15 protein-coding genes are annotated in these 16068 nt (G+C 44.9%); 8 read left to right on the forward strand and 7 right to left on the reverse strand.

The window, feature by feature from the left end:
• The first annotated feature begins 192 nt into the window (after positions 1-192).
• On the forward strand, positions 193-1098 hold the full coding sequence (locus IHV80_RS05720) for a manganese-dependent inorganic pyrophosphatase (RefSeq protein WP_192890367.1): 906 nt from the start codon (positions 193-195) through the stop codon (positions 1096-1098).
• Between the two features lie 140 nt (positions 1099-1238).
• On the forward strand, positions 1239-1628 hold the full coding sequence (locus IHV80_RS05725) for a DUF2750 domain-containing protein (protein ID WP_004734596.1): 390 nt from the start codon (positions 1239-1241) through the stop codon (positions 1626-1628).
• 169 nt (positions 1629-1797) lie between these two features.
• On the opposite strand, the gene IHV80_RS05730 is transcribed toward IHV80_RS05725, so the two are convergent.
• From IHV80_RS05730 to pspF, 7 genes are all read right to left on the reverse strand, one after another.
• Positions 1798-2637, reverse strand: coding sequence for a DUF2927 domain-containing protein (locus IHV80_RS05730; RefSeq protein WP_404818317.1), 840 nt, complete (start codon positions 2635-2637; stop codon positions 1798-1800).
• Between the two features lie 38 nt (positions 2638-2675).
• Positions 2676-3458, reverse strand: a complete 783-nt coding sequence (locus tag IHV80_RS05735) for a peptide ABC transporter ATP-binding protein (RefSeq protein ID WP_017108396.1) — start codon at positions 3456-3458, stop codon at positions 2676-2678.
• Positions 3455-4456, reverse strand: coding sequence for a peptide ABC transporter ATP-binding protein (locus tag IHV80_RS05740; RefSeq protein ID WP_192890368.1), 1002 nt, complete (start codon positions 4454-4456; stop codon positions 3455-3457). Before IHV80_RS05740 ends, IHV80_RS05735 begins: the two co-directional genes overlap by 4 nt.
• Positions 4456-5343, reverse strand: coding sequence for an ABC transporter permease subunit (locus IHV80_RS05745; RefSeq protein WP_017108394.1), 888 nt, complete (start codon positions 5341-5343; stop codon positions 4456-4458). Before IHV80_RS05745 ends, IHV80_RS05740 begins: the two co-directional genes overlap by 1 nt.
• On the reverse strand, positions 5330-6292 hold the full coding sequence (locus IHV80_RS05750; RefSeq protein WP_192890369.1) for an ABC transporter permease: 963 nt from the start codon (positions 6290-6292) through the stop codon (positions 5330-5332). The genes IHV80_RS05745 and IHV80_RS05750 overlap by 14 nt, the downstream gene beginning before the upstream one ends.
• Positions 6292-7914 carry an ABC transporter substrate-binding protein SapA gene (sapA, locus tag IHV80_RS05755; protein ID WP_192890370.1) on the reverse strand — a complete coding sequence of 541 codons (1623 nt, stop codon included), beginning with the start codon at positions 7912-7914 and terminating at the stop codon, positions 6292-6294. The genes IHV80_RS05750 and sapA overlap by 1 nt, the downstream gene beginning before the upstream one ends.
• A gap of 102 nt (positions 7915-8016) precedes the next feature.
• Positions 8017-9039: a phage shock protein operon transcriptional activator gene (pspF, locus tag IHV80_RS05760; RefSeq protein ID WP_192890371.1), complete on the reverse strand. Its 1023-nt coding sequence runs from the start codon at positions 9037-9039 to the stop codon at positions 8017-8019.
• Between the two features lie 299 nt (positions 9040-9338).
• Here pspF and pspA point away from each other — a divergent pair, with 299 nt between their 5' ends.
• From pspA to IHV80_RS05790, 6 genes are all read left to right on the forward strand, one after another.
• Complete coding sequence (pspA, locus tag IHV80_RS05765; RefSeq protein WP_004734604.1) at positions 9339-10010, forward strand: phage shock protein PspA; 672 nt, start codon at positions 9339-9341, stop codon at positions 10008-10010.
• Between the two features lie 15 nt (positions 10011-10025).
• Positions 10026-10259, forward strand: coding sequence for an envelope stress response membrane protein PspB (gene pspB / locus IHV80_RS05770; RefSeq protein WP_192890372.1), 234 nt, complete (start codon positions 10026-10028; stop codon positions 10257-10259).
• Entirely contained in the window at positions 10252-10638 is a 387-nt protein-coding gene (gene pspC / locus IHV80_RS05775) for an envelope stress response membrane protein PspC (RefSeq protein WP_102435354.1), read from the forward strand. Before pspB ends, pspC begins: the two co-directional genes overlap by 8 nt.
• A 156-nt stretch (positions 10639-10794) precedes the next feature.
• Complete coding sequence (locus IHV80_RS05780; protein ID WP_192890373.1) at positions 10795-11829, forward strand: efflux RND transporter periplasmic adaptor subunit; 1035 nt, start codon at positions 10795-10797, stop codon at positions 11827-11829.
• Position 11830: 1 nt separating this feature from the next.
• Positions 11831-12916 carry an efflux RND transporter periplasmic adaptor subunit gene (locus tag IHV80_RS05785; RefSeq protein WP_192890374.1) on the forward strand — a complete coding sequence of 362 codons (1086 nt, stop codon included), beginning with the start codon at positions 11831-11833 and terminating at the stop codon, positions 12914-12916.
• Positions 12909-16019: an efflux RND transporter permease subunit gene (locus tag IHV80_RS05790; RefSeq protein ID WP_192890375.1), complete on the forward strand. Its 3111-nt coding sequence runs from the start codon at positions 12909-12911 to the stop codon at positions 16017-16019. The genes IHV80_RS05785 and IHV80_RS05790 overlap by 8 nt, the downstream gene beginning before the upstream one ends.
• Positions 16020-16068: the final 49 nt, after the last annotated feature.

A 16068-nucleotide genomic window follows, 5' to 3' on the forward strand; every position in this document is an offset into this window, starting at 1 on the left:
CTCAAAATTAGTGGCTTAAGATAAATATATACGAATGATAATAATTATCAATTGCATTTGTTATTTTTTATCTATTGTTACCATTGGCTAAACCTAGGAAACATGACCAATCTAAAAAAATGAGGTAAAGTATAGCTAATAAAGAGGGGCTCTAAAGGTAGAGTCATAATTGTTAGTGTAATAGGAAGAAACATGATTTTAGTTGTTGGTCACAAAAACCCTGATAGTGACAGTATTTGTAGTGCGTTAGTTGCAACGGAGCTTCTTAAAGCTCGTGGCGAGGAAGCGACACCAATTCGCCAAGGCGAGATCAACCGCGAAACTCAACACATTCTAGAAGTCGCTGGTGCTGAAAAGCCAGAGCTTCGTACTTCTGTTGCTGGTGAGAAAATCTGGCTAGTAGATTACTCAGATCTAGCACAAGCACCAGACGATGTTGCTGAAGCAGAGATCGTAGGTATTGTCGATCACCACCGTCTAGGTGACGCGATGACAGTTAATCCTATGGAAGCTTGGATCTGGCCTGTTGGTTGTACAAACACTGTACTTTTCAACATGTTCAAGATTGAAGGTCACGCTATCTCTCAACAAATCGCTAAGCTAATGATGTCTGCAATTCTTTCAGACACGGTTGGTTTTGCTTCTCCAACATGTACTCAAAAAGACAAAGACGCTGTTGCTGAGCTTGCTGAAATCGCTGGCGTAACAGACGTTGATGCTTTCATCAAAGCACTTCTAATCGCTAAGACAAACATCGAAGGCCTATCTGCTGCACAGCTAGTAGAAAAAGACCTTAAAGGCTACCCATTCAACGGTCGCGATGTTGTTGTTGGTCAAGTTGAACTTGCTACTCTTGAGCAAGTAGACGGCATGATTGAAGCTCTAGAAGCAGATCTTGAAGCGCGTTGTGAGAAAGATGGTCTAGCGTTCGCTGCAGTAATGCTTACAGATATCACTACAGCTCAAACTCGTCTTCTATACAAAGGTGAGTGGGCTGATAAACTGGTTAAATTCGAGAAAGACGGTGTATTGATGATGGAAAATACACTTAGCCGTAAGAAGCAAGGTTGGCCTTGGCTTCAAGGCGAGCTTGTTTAACCAAGTCGCTTAATTATAAACGCCTGCTAATTTAGCAGGCGTTTTTCTTTGAAGTAGACTTTCTTCTCAATAGAAATATTTGAAGTTAATACTACTCAGCATAAAATGAACAAAGTTACTGACTAACGTAGGAAATTAAGATGACTACACAGCTAGACGATAAAAAAATCGCTGAAATTAATAAGTATACGGGTGAGCAACGCCTGAAATACTGTGTGAAAGAAATCGTAGCAAACCGTGAAGTATGGATCTTAACCGATGAGCACGGTTGTGTGATGCTGAACACCGAAGACGAAGATTGTGTTCCAGTATGGCCAAACCAAGAGTTCGCAGAATCGTGGGCGACGGGTGATTGGTCTGAGTGTAAAGCAGAGTCTATCTCTTTGAACAAGTGGCACAGTCGCTGGACGAATGGTCTAGAAGACGATGAACTTGCCGTTGTGGTATTCCCGAACGAACAAGAAGAAGGGGTTATCTTGTTCCCTGATGAGTTCGACTTTGAACTGAAGAAGCAGGCGGCTAAGCGCTAACTCTCTCGTGAAATTGTAAGCCAGCGTTGTCTTACCTCGGACAGCGCTGTCGTTCTATTCTTCCCTTCTAAGCTGCTTTCCAAAAAAGAAAGTAACACTTAACTGAGTTCCGTTAGTACCCAATTCTTCTGTTAGTAACCAGTTATTCCGTTAATACTTGATCATTCCGTTAGTAACCAATCAATTGATACAAAGGCGCCTGCAGTGCAGCTTTAGAAGCTTGTTGAAGAACGCCTGTTTCGCTGTATCTCTTCAATATCTTTCGAACAATGGGCTTTGCTTCTGTTTCGGTCATTCCAACCTTCAATTCTGGTTCATACAACAGCTTTAGCAGCACCACATCTAATGGCGATAATAAGTCTTCAGGCGTGTAGTCATTGAATATAGAAGGGTAGGCTTTGTCTGAGTCATTGGGTAACCCAAGTACCTGTGTGATTTCTTCAACAATACATGCGACCAGCTTTCCTCTTGCTCTCGCTTGATCCACTGGGATCACAATCCCTGCATATACAATCTCCCCTTTGGAATTAGTTCGATAGCCTGCAGTACAGATAGCGCTATTTAGATGCTGTGTTGATTTCAGTTTGAGTACTGTTTTGGCTTCTGCTATCCATTTGCTTTGTCGCGTGTATACCCATTTGACGTTGGCTTCGGACTCTCTTCTAACGAGTGAAATAGGATGCTGGGTAACTTCAGCTAAGTGTTGGATATGAAGCTCTGTAAGCTCTTGATGTAGTTCTTTGTCGCCGACTCTGTGATCGACCCAAATCTTAATAGGTTGCTTCCACTTGGCGAGCGGTTTGTTGCCTTGAGCGTATTCATGGCGTAAAGCGACATCATAAAATGCGTTTTCGACAAACGTTTTATCAAGCCAAGTGAGTGGTGTGCTGGCAACGTTGAAAGAAAGCAGTGTTAATAAAGGAAGTGCAAGTAAGATAATTGGTGTGAGGTTTGGAATTGGTATCAACAAGTGTTTCTCCTCCTTGAGAACCACATCGAAACCTCCCATCTCTACGTTCTTATTAGCGATGGGAGCGAGGTTATGAGCTAGTGGTTTGGCGCTTTGAAGAAGTGACTTTCTACCAGTCTTTGAGTGATCTGGTGGGTCGGGTTGGTGAGCACCTCATGTGTTTCACCAGACTCAACGACATTTCCTTCGTGCATGACAATGATCTTATCGGTGATGTGCTTAACGATACCGATATGCTGAGACACGTAAACAAACGATACGCCCATCTCTTCTTGCAGCTCTAAGAACAGGTTGATGATCTGAGAACGCATCGCCATGTCTAAACCATTCAATGCTTCGTCTGCAACAATGATTGATGGTTGAAGGATTAAGGCGCGCGCCAAACATACCCTTTGTTTTTGACCAGCAGCTAACATCTGCGGGTAAAAGTAGGCGTGCTCTGGTAAGAGTCCAACACGCAGCAAAGTCTCTTTCACGCGCTTCATGCGCGCTTCTGGAGGCATTCCCGTATTTCGCTTTAAAGGGCCTTCAAGGATTCGACCTATCTGTATACGCGGGTTAAGTGAGGTGTTGGGATCTTGGAAGATCATACGAATCAGCTTACAGCGCGTCGAATAGTCTTTGTGCTCCAGTCTTTCACCGTTAACTCGAATTTCGCCTGAAGTGGGCTCTACCATACCTGCAAGCATTCGTGCCAATGTAGATTTGCCAGAGCCGTTTTGGCCGATAAAACCAATGGTTTGACCGGCTTCCAGACTAAAGCTCACAGGTTTGACTGCCTGATGAATCTTTTTACGAAAAAGGCCAGAGCGTGTCGTAAAGTCTTTTGATAACTCACTGACTTCTAATAGTGCACTCATGATTTCTTTTTCTTCTCCATATTAAGAGGGAAGTGACAACTAAACTTGTGGTTTTTAAGACGTTTGGTATGAGGGATCTCAACACATTGCCTCTGTGCGTACGGGCAACGCGGACCTAGCCGGCAACCTATCGGTAGATGCTGCAATGGAGGAATTGACCCTGGCAGCGATTGCAACTTTTCTTTGTGTGGAATCCAATCGTTGAAGTCGGGCATCGCTTTTAGTAGCGCGACTGTATAGGGGTGCTTTGGTACATCCAACAGCTTTGCTGTATCAGCAGATTCGACGGATTGACCACAATACATAACGGTAATTCGTGTCGCCCACTGAGTGATGGTCGTTAAATCGTGTCCGATGAGGAGAATTGTCGTGTTGTGAAGTTGATTCATCCGACTCAACAAGCGCAAGATCTGCGATTGAGTAATTGGATCGAGATCGTTAGTCGGCTCATCAGCAATCAAGATCTTTGGCTTGGCAGCAATCGCCATCGCAATCATGACTTTTTGACATTCACCATCAGTCAGCTCATACGAATAGCTTTCCATCAGGCGAGAATGATCTTTAATGCCGACTTTATGCAGCAGAGCAATGGCCTGTTTCTTACGCCATTTGAATCGTTGCCACCATCGACCCTCGAATGAATATGAAGGAATCGCTTCAATCAGCTGATGACCCACTTTTTCAGAGGGGTCAAGACAGGTAGATGGTTCTTGGAAGATCATCGCGATATCGCGTGCTATGACACGGCGTCGTTCTCTGGGTGTCAGCTGAAGTAAATCGATATTGCCAAGGCGCATTCGGTCAGCGGACACTTTCCAGTTTTCTTTACAAACACCGACGATCGCTTTCGCAACCAAGCTTTTGCCTGAACCAGATTCACCTACCAGACCACGAATTTCCCCTTCATTCAGGGTAATACTCATTCGATCAACGGCTTTAACCATCCCTTGCGGCGTTTCAATTTCGATGGTTAGGTGTCGAATATCAAGTAACGGCATTATTCGATTCCTGCATTTAGCGCTTGGCGAACACCTTCACCCACGAGGTTAACAACGATAACGGTAAACATAATAGCTAAGCCGGGTAGGGTTACTGTCCATGGTGCGAGGTAAATCAGTTCGACTGAGTCACCCAAGATTGAGCCCCACTCAGTACTCGGTGCTTGTGCGCCTAAACCTAAGAAGCCCAAAGCGGTAATATCGAGAATGGCGACTGACAGTGCAAGTGTAATCTCAAGCGCAACAACGGTTAGGATATTAGGAACAATCGAGTTCCATAACAAATAGAAGTCGTTCGCACCATCAAGACGTGAAGCAAGAATATAGTCTTTCTCTACCTCGGCATGCACGGCAATGTACACCGAGCGGATAAAGCGCGGGATCAAAGCTAAGCACAGCGCCAGTAAGATATTAAATTCACCAAAGCCGAGAAAAGCCACAAAGATGATAGCGAGCAGCAAAGACGGAATCGACATAACGGTATCAAGCAGGTGGTTTAGCGTGCTTGATAGCAACCCACGAGTCATTCCCGCGAGAACGCCAATCAGGCAGCCTATGACCGCTGCAATGAAGGTAATGATAACCGCTGCGCCAAAGGTCAGCTGTGATCCAATAATCAGACGAGAGAGAATGTCTCGACCCAAGTCATCAGTACCAAGGAAGTATTCAACCGTGCCAGCTGGATCCCAAGAAGGCGGTGTTAACAAATGCCCCGTTTGTTCTTGAGAATCGTGTGGAGCCAACCAAGGTGACGTTATCGTCACTAAAATGATCAGTCCCAAACACCATAATCCAAACATCGCTAGATTGTTGGCACGAAAGCTTCGCCAGAAACGCTCAAACTGGGTTGGAATTTGTTCTTCCTGGTAGACGTTATTTGTTAGCATACCATTCCTTCCTTACCAGTGGATTGACCATTGCGCCCAATAGATCTGACAAAATATTCGCAGTCAGAACCAGCGTCGCGACCACAATCACGCCCGCTTGAATTGAAACATAATCTTGATTAGACAGAGCATCGAGTAGCCAACGACCAATACCTGGCCAGTTGAAGATAGACTCAGTGATAATAGCCAGCGTTAACATACTTGATAGTTGAACACCGACCTTTGGAATGATCGGTGGAATCGCATTTCTTAGCACGTGCTGGGTGATGATCTCTCGCGTTGAAAGACCTTTAATTCGTGCTGCACGGATGTAGTTTTGTGTCATGACTTCCGCCACAGATGCACGCATCAATCGAATTACCTGAGTGGTTGGCGCTAGTGCTAAAACCAGACAAGGCAATGCCATATGCTCTATGACACTTTGCAAAGCGTGCGCGCGATATTTACCTTCAGCGAAGAACGCATCGATCATCGCAAAGCCAGTCACATGTTCAATTTCGTAGAGCAGATCGTAACGACCACCAACCGGGAACATCTCGAAGTGCAAAGAGAACACCATGATCATTAGCAACGCAACCCAAAAGATCGGCGCCGAGTAACCTGCCATCGAGGTAAACGATATGGTGGTATCGACAAACTTGCCTTGTTTCATGCCCGCAATCGTACCAAAAGGAATACCGATAAATAGCGCGAGAATAAAGGCAAAGAAACACAGCTCTAGAGTGGCAGGAAACACCACAACCAGCTCATCAATGATAGGGACACCATGCTTGCTCAAACCAAAGTTAAGCGTTGATAACTCTGTGATATAGCTAATCCAGCCAGGCCAGAAATCTTGAATCGCCCAAGGTGAAGTCTGATCTAGTCGAAGCAGGGAAAAGCCCACTAATGTAAGAATAGCGAGGGTAATGACGAATAAGTTAACGCGTCTCAGTGTGTACCAAAACATCAGCGCACCTCTCTTCTGACTTGATCAAAAGGTTGGGCATTGAACGGACTCTGTTTAAATCCGGTCAGTGAGCGGTCGTGCACGCGAAATTGAACACCGTGAGCCAGAGGTATCACAGGAACTTCTTCATTGAGAATATTTTGGGCTTGTCGATACAAGTTCACACGGTGCCTTTGTTGATTGATTTCCAAAGCGAGATCCAGAAGGAAGTCAAAGTCTGAGTTACACCACATAGAAACGTTTAATCCGGCACGTTCAGAGCTGCAAGAGAGCAGGGGACGTAAGAAGTTATCTGGGTCACCCGTATTACCAATCCAGCCAGTCAGAAGCAGATCGGTAGAGGCGATAGAAGACAGCTGTGTGCGGTCGAATCGGTCATCGGTATAGAGTTTCAGTTCGATGCCTATGTCGGCCAAGTTAGCTTGGATTAATTCTGCGGTTTTTCTTGGGCTCGGGTTGTAAGCTCTTGGCTCTAGAGGAACCCACATTGAAAGCTCTAGCCCCGGTTCCACGCCTGCTTCTTTAAGAAGCGCAACGGCGTAGTTGCGGTCATAGCGAACTTGAACACTGTCTTTTTGGTAAGCCCAAGAGGTAGGTGGTAACAGAGTGTAGGCTTTCGTGCCCGTACCGTAATAAACAGAATCGAGAATGTTTTGGCGGTTAATGGCTAAATTCAAAGCCTTTCTTACACGAGAGTCACGCAGTGCAGGGTGCTCAGTGTTGAGCGCGATGAAAGAGACATTGACCGCTGGCGTGGCGGAAATTTTTAACTCTTCATGAGCTTGAATAATAGGGATTTGGCTAGAGATCGGTGAATTCAACACGTCACACTCACTGCGCAGAAGCTTGGCAAGCGTCCCCGTACCACGTTGTGAAGTGTCGAACACAACTTGGTCCATTTGCACGTCACCCTTCCAGTAGTGCTTGTTCTTTTTCAATCGCACTAGGTCATTGATTTGGTATTCGTCTAGGTAAAAGGGGCCCGTACCGACAGGCTTAGAGTCGAGTTCGTTTTTCTCGTCAGAGGCCACAAGCTTGTTGGCGTACTCTTTGGAGTGAATGACGGCGTAGCTGGTAGCGATATTGTTGAGGAATGAATTGTCAGGGCGACTTAATTGGAATTTTACGGTTAGATCATCGACCGCCGTAATATCAACAATCAGGTTTTGAAAATCGATGCCAGCAAACCATGGATATAAACCGCCACCCACATAATGGAATGGGTTGGAGCTATCAACAATACGTTCGAAACTAAAGACCACATCTTGTGCATTCAAGCTACGAGTCGGTGTAAACCAATCGGTGGTTTGGAACGAAACGTTTGGTCGCAATGTGAAGGTGTACTCTGTACCTGATTTATCGACAGACCAGCTGGTTGCTAGGTTCTGTTTTGGTCGATATGTCATGGGATCAAGAGTGAGCAGCGTGTCGAAGATTTGAGGACTCAACGATTCTGAGGTAATGCCACTATCAACCAGTTGTGGATTGAACGTACTAGGGTTACCTTGGCCACAATAAGTGAAGCCTTTTTCACGGATTTGCTCGTGATCGACACTTTCACCACATCCAGCTAAAAAGCCCAGCGTGCAGATGCTCAGTGATAGTCTTATTAGTGCTTTCATAAAAAGAAATACTTTTCGAAACGAGGCGTTAGAGGAGCCTCAAGATCCGGACAATTTAACATTTTATTTATTCGGCTCCAAATAATAATCAAGCGTGGACAGCTATTTATCGTTCGCTTGTCCGACAATCGCGTACTTCCTCACCATTCCACGTAATTGGTTGTAGGTTAACCCAAGTAATTCGGCGGCTTGTTTCTGGTTGTATTTACTTTGCTTTAAGGCTTGATTGAGTAGTTTGATGTCTTGTTGTTCTTGCCATGCTTTGTAATCGAGAGGTAAAGAAAAAGAGCCCTCTGATGAAGTATGGTCGTTGGCTGGCTCATTGCCAATTTCCAGAGTGGAATCTTGGTCATTTTCCCACGCTGGCTGAAACGGGTTAAATACCAAATATTCAATAGGATATGGGTTCTTGCCGTGCTGATAGATAGCGCGCTCTACAACGTTTTTCAGTTCTCGGACGTTTCCGGGCCAAGAGTAATCGAGCAGCGCCTCAACAGCTGATGGTGCAAAGCCGACAAAAAGATCCAGTTCGAGCTCTCGACACATCTTGATGGCGTAATACTCCGCGAGCAAAGTGATGTCTTCTTTTCTTTCGCGAAGAGGAGGAATGGTAATGACATCGAAGGCGAGTCTGTCTAAAAGGTCGGGTCTGAATTCACCTTTGAGTGCCATTGCGGGTAAGTCGGCATTGGTCGCACAGATTAGCCTTACATTGGCACTTAATGCCTTTTGCCCACCTACACGTTCGTACTGGCCGTATTCAATAACGCGCAACAGTTTTTCTTGAACCGAAAGAGGGGTTGTTGCTAACTCATCCAAAAACAGCGTTCCACCTTCTGCTCTTTCAAAGCGCCCTTGATGGCGTCCTTTCGAGCCGGTAAAAGATCCGGACTCATGACCAAACAACTCCGAGTCAATCAAACCTTCACTGAGTGTTGAGCAGTTCAGCGAGATCAAAGGTTGATCCCAGCGTCTTGAAAGGTAATGCAACCTTTGCGCGATCAGTTCTTTACCTGTACCACGCTCCCCGATGATCAGAATGGGTCTTTCGATTGGTGCTAATTGAGATACTTTATCTAAAACAGAGAGAAAGCTTGGGGATTCACCAATAAGATTCTGCTGCATAGCGGGTCCTTGTTAGGTTCGAGCGCCGGTGGATGTTATTAAAGTGCTTTGTCTAAATAGCCTAAATTAAGAGAGTAGTGGTGAAAAATACCAATACTTGGCTAAATTCATCATAGCATGTATCGAGTTAATCACCATTTTATTGTAAGTTATTGATAATACCTGGATTAAAAGTTGGCACGCTACTTGGATTACTTATGGTAGGTTTAACAACAAACGTAAATTTTTGAGCAAATGGACTGAGAAGTCGAACATCGCTTTAAAGCACGTTTGCCATCATTGTAATTAAGGAGTTCCTCATGGGTATTTTTTCTCGCTTTGCAGACATTGTAAATTCAAACATCAGTGCATTATTAGATAAGGCTGAAGATCCTGAAAAGATGATTCGCCTGATTATCCAAGAAATGGAAGACACGCTGGTTGAGGTTCGCACTAACTCAGCAAAAGCAATCGCAGATAAGAAAGAACTAGCGCGTAAAGTAGAAGCTATCGAAACTCAGATTCTAGATTGGCAAAATAAAGCAACACTTGCTCTAACTAAGCAACGTGAAGATTTGGCAAGAGCGGCTTTAATCGAAAAGCAAAAGCTAGAAGACATCATTAAGAGCCTTCACACAGAGCAAACTTTGGTTCATGAAACCATCGAAAAGCTGACAAGTGAGATTGGCAAGCTTGAAACTAAAATCGCAGAAACACGTGCAAAGCAGCAAGCATTAATGATTCGTAATAATGCGGCAAGCAATCGTCGTGATGTTCAAAAGCATCTGCATTCAAGCAAAACCCATGAAGCAATGGCGAAGTTTGAGCAATTCTCGCGTAAAGTGGATGAATTAGAAGCTGAAGCGGACGTTTACGCTAAAACAGGTAACGCAAAATCGTTAGACCAAGAGTTTGCAGATCTACAAGCTCAAGATGAAATTGAAAAAGAGCTAGCGAAACTGAAGCAACAAGTTGAAAACCGCGATAAATAATTTTAGGAGTTGTCTATGTCAACATTTCTAATTGCAGGTCCACTGATTGTCTTTTTAATCTTTGTGGCACCGCTATGGTTATTCTTACATTACCGTAGCAAGAAGAAATCCAGTAATGGTCTTTCAGAAACGGATCTTGATCGTCTTCATAAGCTTTCTGAGCAAGCTGAAACCATGCAAGATCGTGTGAAAACACTGGAAAAAATACTGGATGCGGAGTCACCAAGTTGGAGACGAAACTATGAGTAGAGAACTGTATCGCGACCCGATTAACGGTAAGTTATCCGGAGTGTGCGCAGGGCTAGCGAACTATTTTGGCCTGGAAGTTTGGTTGGTTCGTATCTTGGTTATCTCTGCGGCGCTGCTTGGTGGTAGCTTTCTCGTCCTATTAGCGTATTTAGCTTTAACGTTTATGCTTGAAAAACAACCACCTAAGTATGTCGATGAAATGAAAGCCAAGCAAGAGCACACTCTAAAGCAAAAACCTTGGGAAAAAGGGCAAACGGCTGAGTCGTTATTGAACACTTTAGAGGGTGATTTCCAGACGTTAGAGACCAGTGTACGCAACATGGAAGCTTATGTTACTTCTGACACCTTTAAAGTCGATCGTGCATTTAAGAACATGTAGTGTGTTACCCTAAAAATAATAGAGAACGGTTTAGGAAAATTTATCCCAAGCCGTTATTTTTTTTAATAATTTTGTCTAAATAAATATTGTCATAACTGGTAACTTACATGTGATTAATCTATGTTAATAAGATACTTATAGATATGGATGATCACCATGTACAAAGCCTCCCTAGTCCTGTTGGTAACCCTGTCCGGGTTATCTGGGTGTGGTAAGGAGCTGCCTCCTGTTCCAGAGCCCGAATCAAGACCTGCTAAACTTTTCACTGTCTCCGTTGGTAATAATGCCTTTGAACGAAATTTCCCCGCCACCACCGAAGCGGGCGATAAAGCTGTCTTGGCCTTTCGTGTTCCAGGTTTACTACAAACGCTCGATGTTACTGCTGGTCAACAGGTATCAAAAGGCGAAAAACTCGCGATGCTCAACCCTGACGAGTATCAGCTATTAGAGAAACAAGCCAGGGCTAACTTCAAACTTGCCGACGTGCAGTATCAGCGTGCGATTAAACTGCGTAAAGATAGAGTTGTCTCAGAGCAAGATTTTGATCAAGCGAAAGCCAACCACAACTCTGCTCGAGCTGTACTTAATCAAGCAAAAGCCAACTTACGCTATACCACATTAATTGCGCCTTATGATGGCACCATTTCTATTATTCCTGCTGAAAACCACGAGTATATTGCGGCAAAGCAAGGGGTAATGAATATTCAAACCAACCAAATCCTTAAAGTCGTCTTCCTATTACCTGACCAATTAATTACTCGCTTTTCTTCAGGTTTTGAAACAGACGCGACCATGGTATTCGATGCTTTTCCAGAACATTTTTACGAACTGACTTTTCAAGAGGTCGATACCGAAGCGGATCCAAAAACAGGTTCTTACAAAGTCACCATGATAATGGAGAGACCGACTGATATCGGGATCTTACCGGGCATGTCTGGCACGGTGAAGCTGGTGTCAGCACTGGCGGCGGCAACCAAGATTCCAACCTCTGCGATGATGACTGACGGGGATGATGTCTCTGTATGGCGCGTGAATAACGACGGTATTGTTGAACAAGTTGCAATCGTGATCGATGAAAAGCGTCATATTGTTTCAGGTTTAAATGATGGTGACCGCGTGGTGACTTCTGGTGTTAACGGACTTGAATCTGGCGTTAAGGTTCGTGAATGGATAAAGGAAAGGGGGCTGTAGTATGAAGACAATTCAAATGGCTCTCGGCCTATCCTGCTTAGCTTTGTTGACCGCTTGTAAAGACAAGGGTAACACTGAATCTGACAAGCTTCCTCTCGTCAAAGCGATTGAAATCTCGGTTCTCGACTTTAATGACAAACTCTATTTCCCTGCCGTCGCCAATGCTGCTGAAAAAGCCCACCTTAGCTTTCGAGTGGCTGGTGAGATATTTAAGCTGGATGTTAAAGAGGGCGAGCGCGTAAAAGAGGGCGACATTCTTGCTGAGCTTGACCCGACTGATTACCAATTAGATGTCGACAACGCTCAAGCGAGATACACCGTAATTGATAGCCAATACAGACGTTCTAGCCCTTTGGTTAAAAAAGGCTTATTGGCTAAGTCTCAGTTTGATGAAATTGCCGCTCAACGCCAAATTGCTTACGCCGAACTTGAATTGGCCAAATTGCGTTTGTCATTTACTAAACTCCGCGCTCCTGTGGATGGGATCATTTCACGTGTCAGTGTTGATCAGTATGAAAACATTCAAGTTGGCCAACAAATCGTGAATATTCACAGCGTTGAAGATGTCGAAGTTATTATACAACTTCCGGATCAAATCTACGTAAATCAACCCAGTGAGACGATCCTTTCTAACGTCGAAGCTTTAGTGAGGGTGCCAAGCGGCAATGAGTACTCGGCTGGAATAAAAGAGTTTACGACTGAGCCGGATCCAAGCACTGGAACCTTCACTGTAACGTTAGCATTGCCGATGCCGAAAGATGATCTGATTCTTGATGGTATGGCGGTTGAAGTGACTTCGCACGGTAGAGATATCGGCCTCGAGTTAAAAGCTGGCGTGCTTATCCCAATTGAAGCGGTGTTCAATGCCGATGGGGATGACCTGACTCGTACAAATTCTTACGTATGGGTTCTTAATGATGACGATACTGTCTCTAAGCAGCAAGTCGTGTTAGGTAAAGCAAATCAGAAAACATTGCAGATTATCAAAGGATTAGAAATGGGGCAGCATGTCGTTGTTGCGGGCGTATCTCGATTGCGTGATGGGATGACAGTGGAAGTATTGTCTCAGGAGACGAACAATGAGTGAAGTGAATAACAAGCCTCAAAATGACGCTCCACAAAGTGATGAACAGATCACAGGTGTTGCGTCTTACTTTATACGTAACAAAGTTATCAGTTGGATGCTATCGCTGATCTTTCTGATTGGCGGTGTTTCTGCGTTCTTTGGCTTAGGTCGTTTAGAAGACCCAGCTTTCACCATTAAAGACGCAATGGTTGTTACCTCATACCCTGGGGCTACGCCACAACAAGTGGAAGAGGAAGTGACATACCCACTAGAGAAGGCGATACAACAGCTGACTTATGTGGATGAGGTTAACTCTATTTCAAGTCGTGGCCTGTCACAGGTTACGGTCACCATGAAAAACAACTACGGCCCCGACGATCTTCCGCAAATTTGGGATGAACTGCGTCGTAAGGTGAACGATCTCAAGGTGGAATTACCACCTGGGGTGAATGATCCTCAGGTCATTGATGACTTCGGTGACGTTTACGGTATTTTGCTTGCCGTGACAGGGGATGGTTACAGTTATAAAGAGCTTCTCGATTATATTGATTACCTAAGGCGAGAGCTGGAATTGGTCGATGGGGTGAGTAAAGTCTCGGTTTCCGGTCAACAGCAAGAGCAGGTTTTCATTGAGATATCGATGAAACGGATAAGCTCACTTGGGATATCTCCAAGTACCGTCTTCAATCTACTCTCCACCCAAAATCTTGTCTCCAGTGCTGGCGCAGTGCGGATAGGCGATGAATATATACGTATCCATCCTACCGGTGAGTTCCAAAACGTTGAACAACTCGGCGATTTGATTCTGACTGAAGGCGGCGCTCAAGGGCTTATCTACTTAAAAGATGTTGCCGACGTGACGCGTGGTTATGTTGAAGTCCCCACCAATATCATTGGTTACAACGGAAAGCTGGCCCTTAACCTCGGGGTGTCCTTTGCTCAAGGCGTGAACGTGGTGGCGGTAGGTGAAGCCTTTGACCGACGTTTGGCGGAGCTTAAGTATCAACAGCCCGTTGGAATAGATATTTCTGAGGTTTATAACCAACCAAAAGAAGTGGATAAGTCGGTCAGTGGTTTTGTTGTCAGCCTCGGACAAGCGGTTGCCATCGTAATTATCGTACTACTGTTCTTCATGGGGCTTCGCTCCGGCTTGTTGATTGGTTTGATACTGCTGTTGACCGTTTTCGGTACCTTCATTTTCATGCAGTACTTCAAAATCGATCTACAGCGTATCTCACTAGGCGCATTGGTTATTGCCTTGGGGATGCTGGTGGATAACGCCATTGTGGTGGTGGAAGGGATATTGTTCGGCACGCAAAAGGGACGATCCCGAATGCAGGCCGCCACTGATATCGTCACTCAAACAAAATGGCCACTGCTTGGTGCTACCGTCATTGCGGTCACTGCGTTTGCTCCAATCGGTCTATCTGAAGACTCGACCGGCGAATACTGTGGCACCTTGTTTACAGTTCTACTTATCTCGTTAATGCTGAGTTGGTTTACTGCCATCTCGATTACCCCGTTCTTCGCGGATATTTTCTTCAAAGGTCAGAAGGTTGATCCTGAGAGCGAAGGCAAAGACCCATACAACGGGATGGTTTTCGTTATCTACAAAAACTTCCTAGAATTTTGTATGAAACGAGCTTGGCTAACCATGTTTGTTTTGGTTATCGGCTTGGGTGTGAGCGTTTACGGCTTTGGTTTTGTAAAACAAGCTTTCTTCCCATCTTCTACAACACCAATGTTCCAAGTCGATGTATGGATGCCGGAAGGTACGGATATCCGAGCGACCAACACGAAACTTAAAGTGCTGGAAAACTGGTTATCGGAGCAAGAGGAATCCGAGCACATTACAACCACTGCGGGTAAAGGTTTACAGCGTTTTATGTTGACCTATTCACCGGAGAAAAGTTATAGCGCGTACGGCGAAATAACGGTTCGTGTGAAGAGCTATGAAGTGCTTGAAGCGCTTATGCTTCGTTTCCGTGAACATGTTGACACGCAATTCCCTGAGATCGATTACAAACTCAAACAGATTGAATTGGGTCCAGGCGGCGGCGCGAAGATTGAAGCTCGTATTGTCGGTTCCGATCCAACGATTCTTCGTTCTATTGCCTCTCAAGTGATGGATGTGATGCGTGCGGATTCAGGTGCTTATAACGTTCGTCATGACTGGCGTGAAAGAACTAAGGTGTTAGAGCCTCAGTTCAATGAAAGCCAAGCTCGTCGTTACGGTATCACGAAGTCTGACGTTGATGATTTCCTAGCGATGTCATTCTCAGGTAAGTCGATTGGTGTGTACCGTGATGGTACGACGCTGATGCCTATCGTGGCACGATTGCCTGAAGATGAGCGTATTGATATCCGTAACATCGAAGGAATGAAGATTTGGAGCCCTGCATTAAGTGAGTACATTCCACTGCAACAAGTGACGTTAGGTTACGAGCTAGAGTGGGAAGACCCGTTGATCATTCGTAAGAACCGTAAGCGTATGCTAACAGTGATGGCGGACCCGGACTTGTTGGGTGAAGAAACAGCATCAACACTTCAAAAACGTTTACAGCCACAAATTGAAGCGATCGAAATGCCACCGGGTTATTCACTTGAGTGGGGTGGTGAATATGAATCGTCGGCAGATGCACAAGCGTCATTGTTTACGACCATGCCTTTGGGCTACTTGTTCATGTTCTTGATCACTGTGTTCTTGTTTAACTCAGTGAAAGAGCCGCTGATTGTTTGGCTAACGGTACCACTGGCCTTGATAGGGGTGACGACGGGTCTACTGGCCTTGAACACGCCTTTTGGCTTCATGGCGCTGTTAGGCTTCTTGAGTCTATCGGGAATGCTACTCAAGAACGGTATTGTATTGCTCGATCAGATTGGGATTGAGATGAAATCAGGTAAAGATCCGTATGTAGCGGTAGTGGATGCGGCATTGAGTCGTGTACGTCCGGTATGTATGGCGGCGATCACGACCATTCTTGGTATGATCCCACTACTGCCTGATATTTTCTTCAAACCAATGGCGGTAACCATTATGTTTGGTTTGGGCTTTGCAACAGTGCTAACACTAATTGTTGTTCCTGTGCTTTACCGTTTATTTCATAAAATTGAAGTAAGGTAATATCAGTTACCCTAAGAATGAATGCCCCTTAATGGGGCATTATTTTTAT

Origin of the sequence: Vibrio bathopelagicus, from assembly GCF_014879975.1 — a bacterium.
Taxonomy (GTDB): Bacteria; Pseudomonadota; Gammaproteobacteria; order Enterobacterales; family Vibrionaceae; genus Vibrio; species Vibrio bathopelagicus.

Excerpts from the sequence above, each read along its gene's own strand:
- IHV80_RS05730 (WP_404818317.1), bottom strand. The coding sequence starts at position 2,637 with ATGGGAGGTTTCGATGTGGTTCTCAAGGAGGAGAAACACTTGTTGATA.
- IHV80_RS05750 (WP_192890369.1), bottom strand. The coding sequence starts at position 6,292 with ATGTTTTGGTACACACTGAGACGCGTTAACTTATTCGTCATTACCCTC.
- sapA (WP_192890370.1), bottom strand. The coding sequence starts at position 7,914 with ATGAAAGCACTAATAAGACTATCACTGAGCATCTGCACGCTGGGCTTT.
- pspB (WP_192890372.1), top strand. The coding sequence starts at position 10,026 with ATGTCAACATTTCTAATTGCAGGTCCACTGATTGTCTTTTTAATCTTT.
- pspA (WP_004734604.1), top strand. The coding sequence starts at position 9,339 with ATGGGTATTTTTTCTCGCTTTGCAGACATTGTAAATTCAAACATCAGT.
- IHV80_RS05745 (WP_017108394.1), bottom strand. The coding sequence starts at position 5,343 with ATGCTAACAAATAACGTCTACCAGGAAGAACAAATTCCAACCCAGTTT.
- IHV80_RS05780 (WP_192890373.1), top strand. The coding sequence starts at position 10,795 with ATGTACAAAGCCTCCCTAGTCCTGTTGGTAACCCTGTCCGGGTTATCT.
- IHV80_RS05735 (WP_017108396.1), bottom strand. The coding sequence starts at position 3,458 with ATGAGTGCACTATTAGAAGTCAGTGAGTTATCAAAAGACTTTACGACA.
- pspC (WP_102435354.1), top strand. The coding sequence starts at position 10,252 with ATGAGTAGAGAACTGTATCGCGACCCGATTAACGGTAAGTTATCCGGA.
- IHV80_RS05720 (WP_192890367.1), top strand. The coding sequence starts at position 193 with ATGATTTTAGTTGTTGGTCACAAAAACCCTGATAGTGACAGTATTTGT.
- IHV80_RS05725 (WP_004734596.1), top strand. The coding sequence starts at position 1,239 with ATGACTACACAGCTAGACGATAAAAAAATCGCTGAAATTAATAAGTAT.
- IHV80_RS05740 (WP_192890368.1), bottom strand. The coding sequence starts at position 4,456 with ATGCCGTTACTTGATATTCGACACCTAACCATCGAAATTGAAACGCCG.
- IHV80_RS05790 (WP_192890375.1), top strand. The coding sequence starts at position 12,909 with ATGAGTGAAGTGAATAACAAGCCTCAAAATGACGCTCCACAAAGTGAT.
- IHV80_RS05785 (WP_192890374.1), top strand. The coding sequence starts at position 11,831 with ATGAAGACAATTCAAATGGCTCTCGGCCTATCCTGCTTAGCTTTGTTG.
- pspF (WP_192890371.1), bottom strand. The coding sequence starts at position 9,039 with ATGCAGCAGAATCTTATTGGTGAATCCCCAAGCTTTCTCTCTGTTTTA.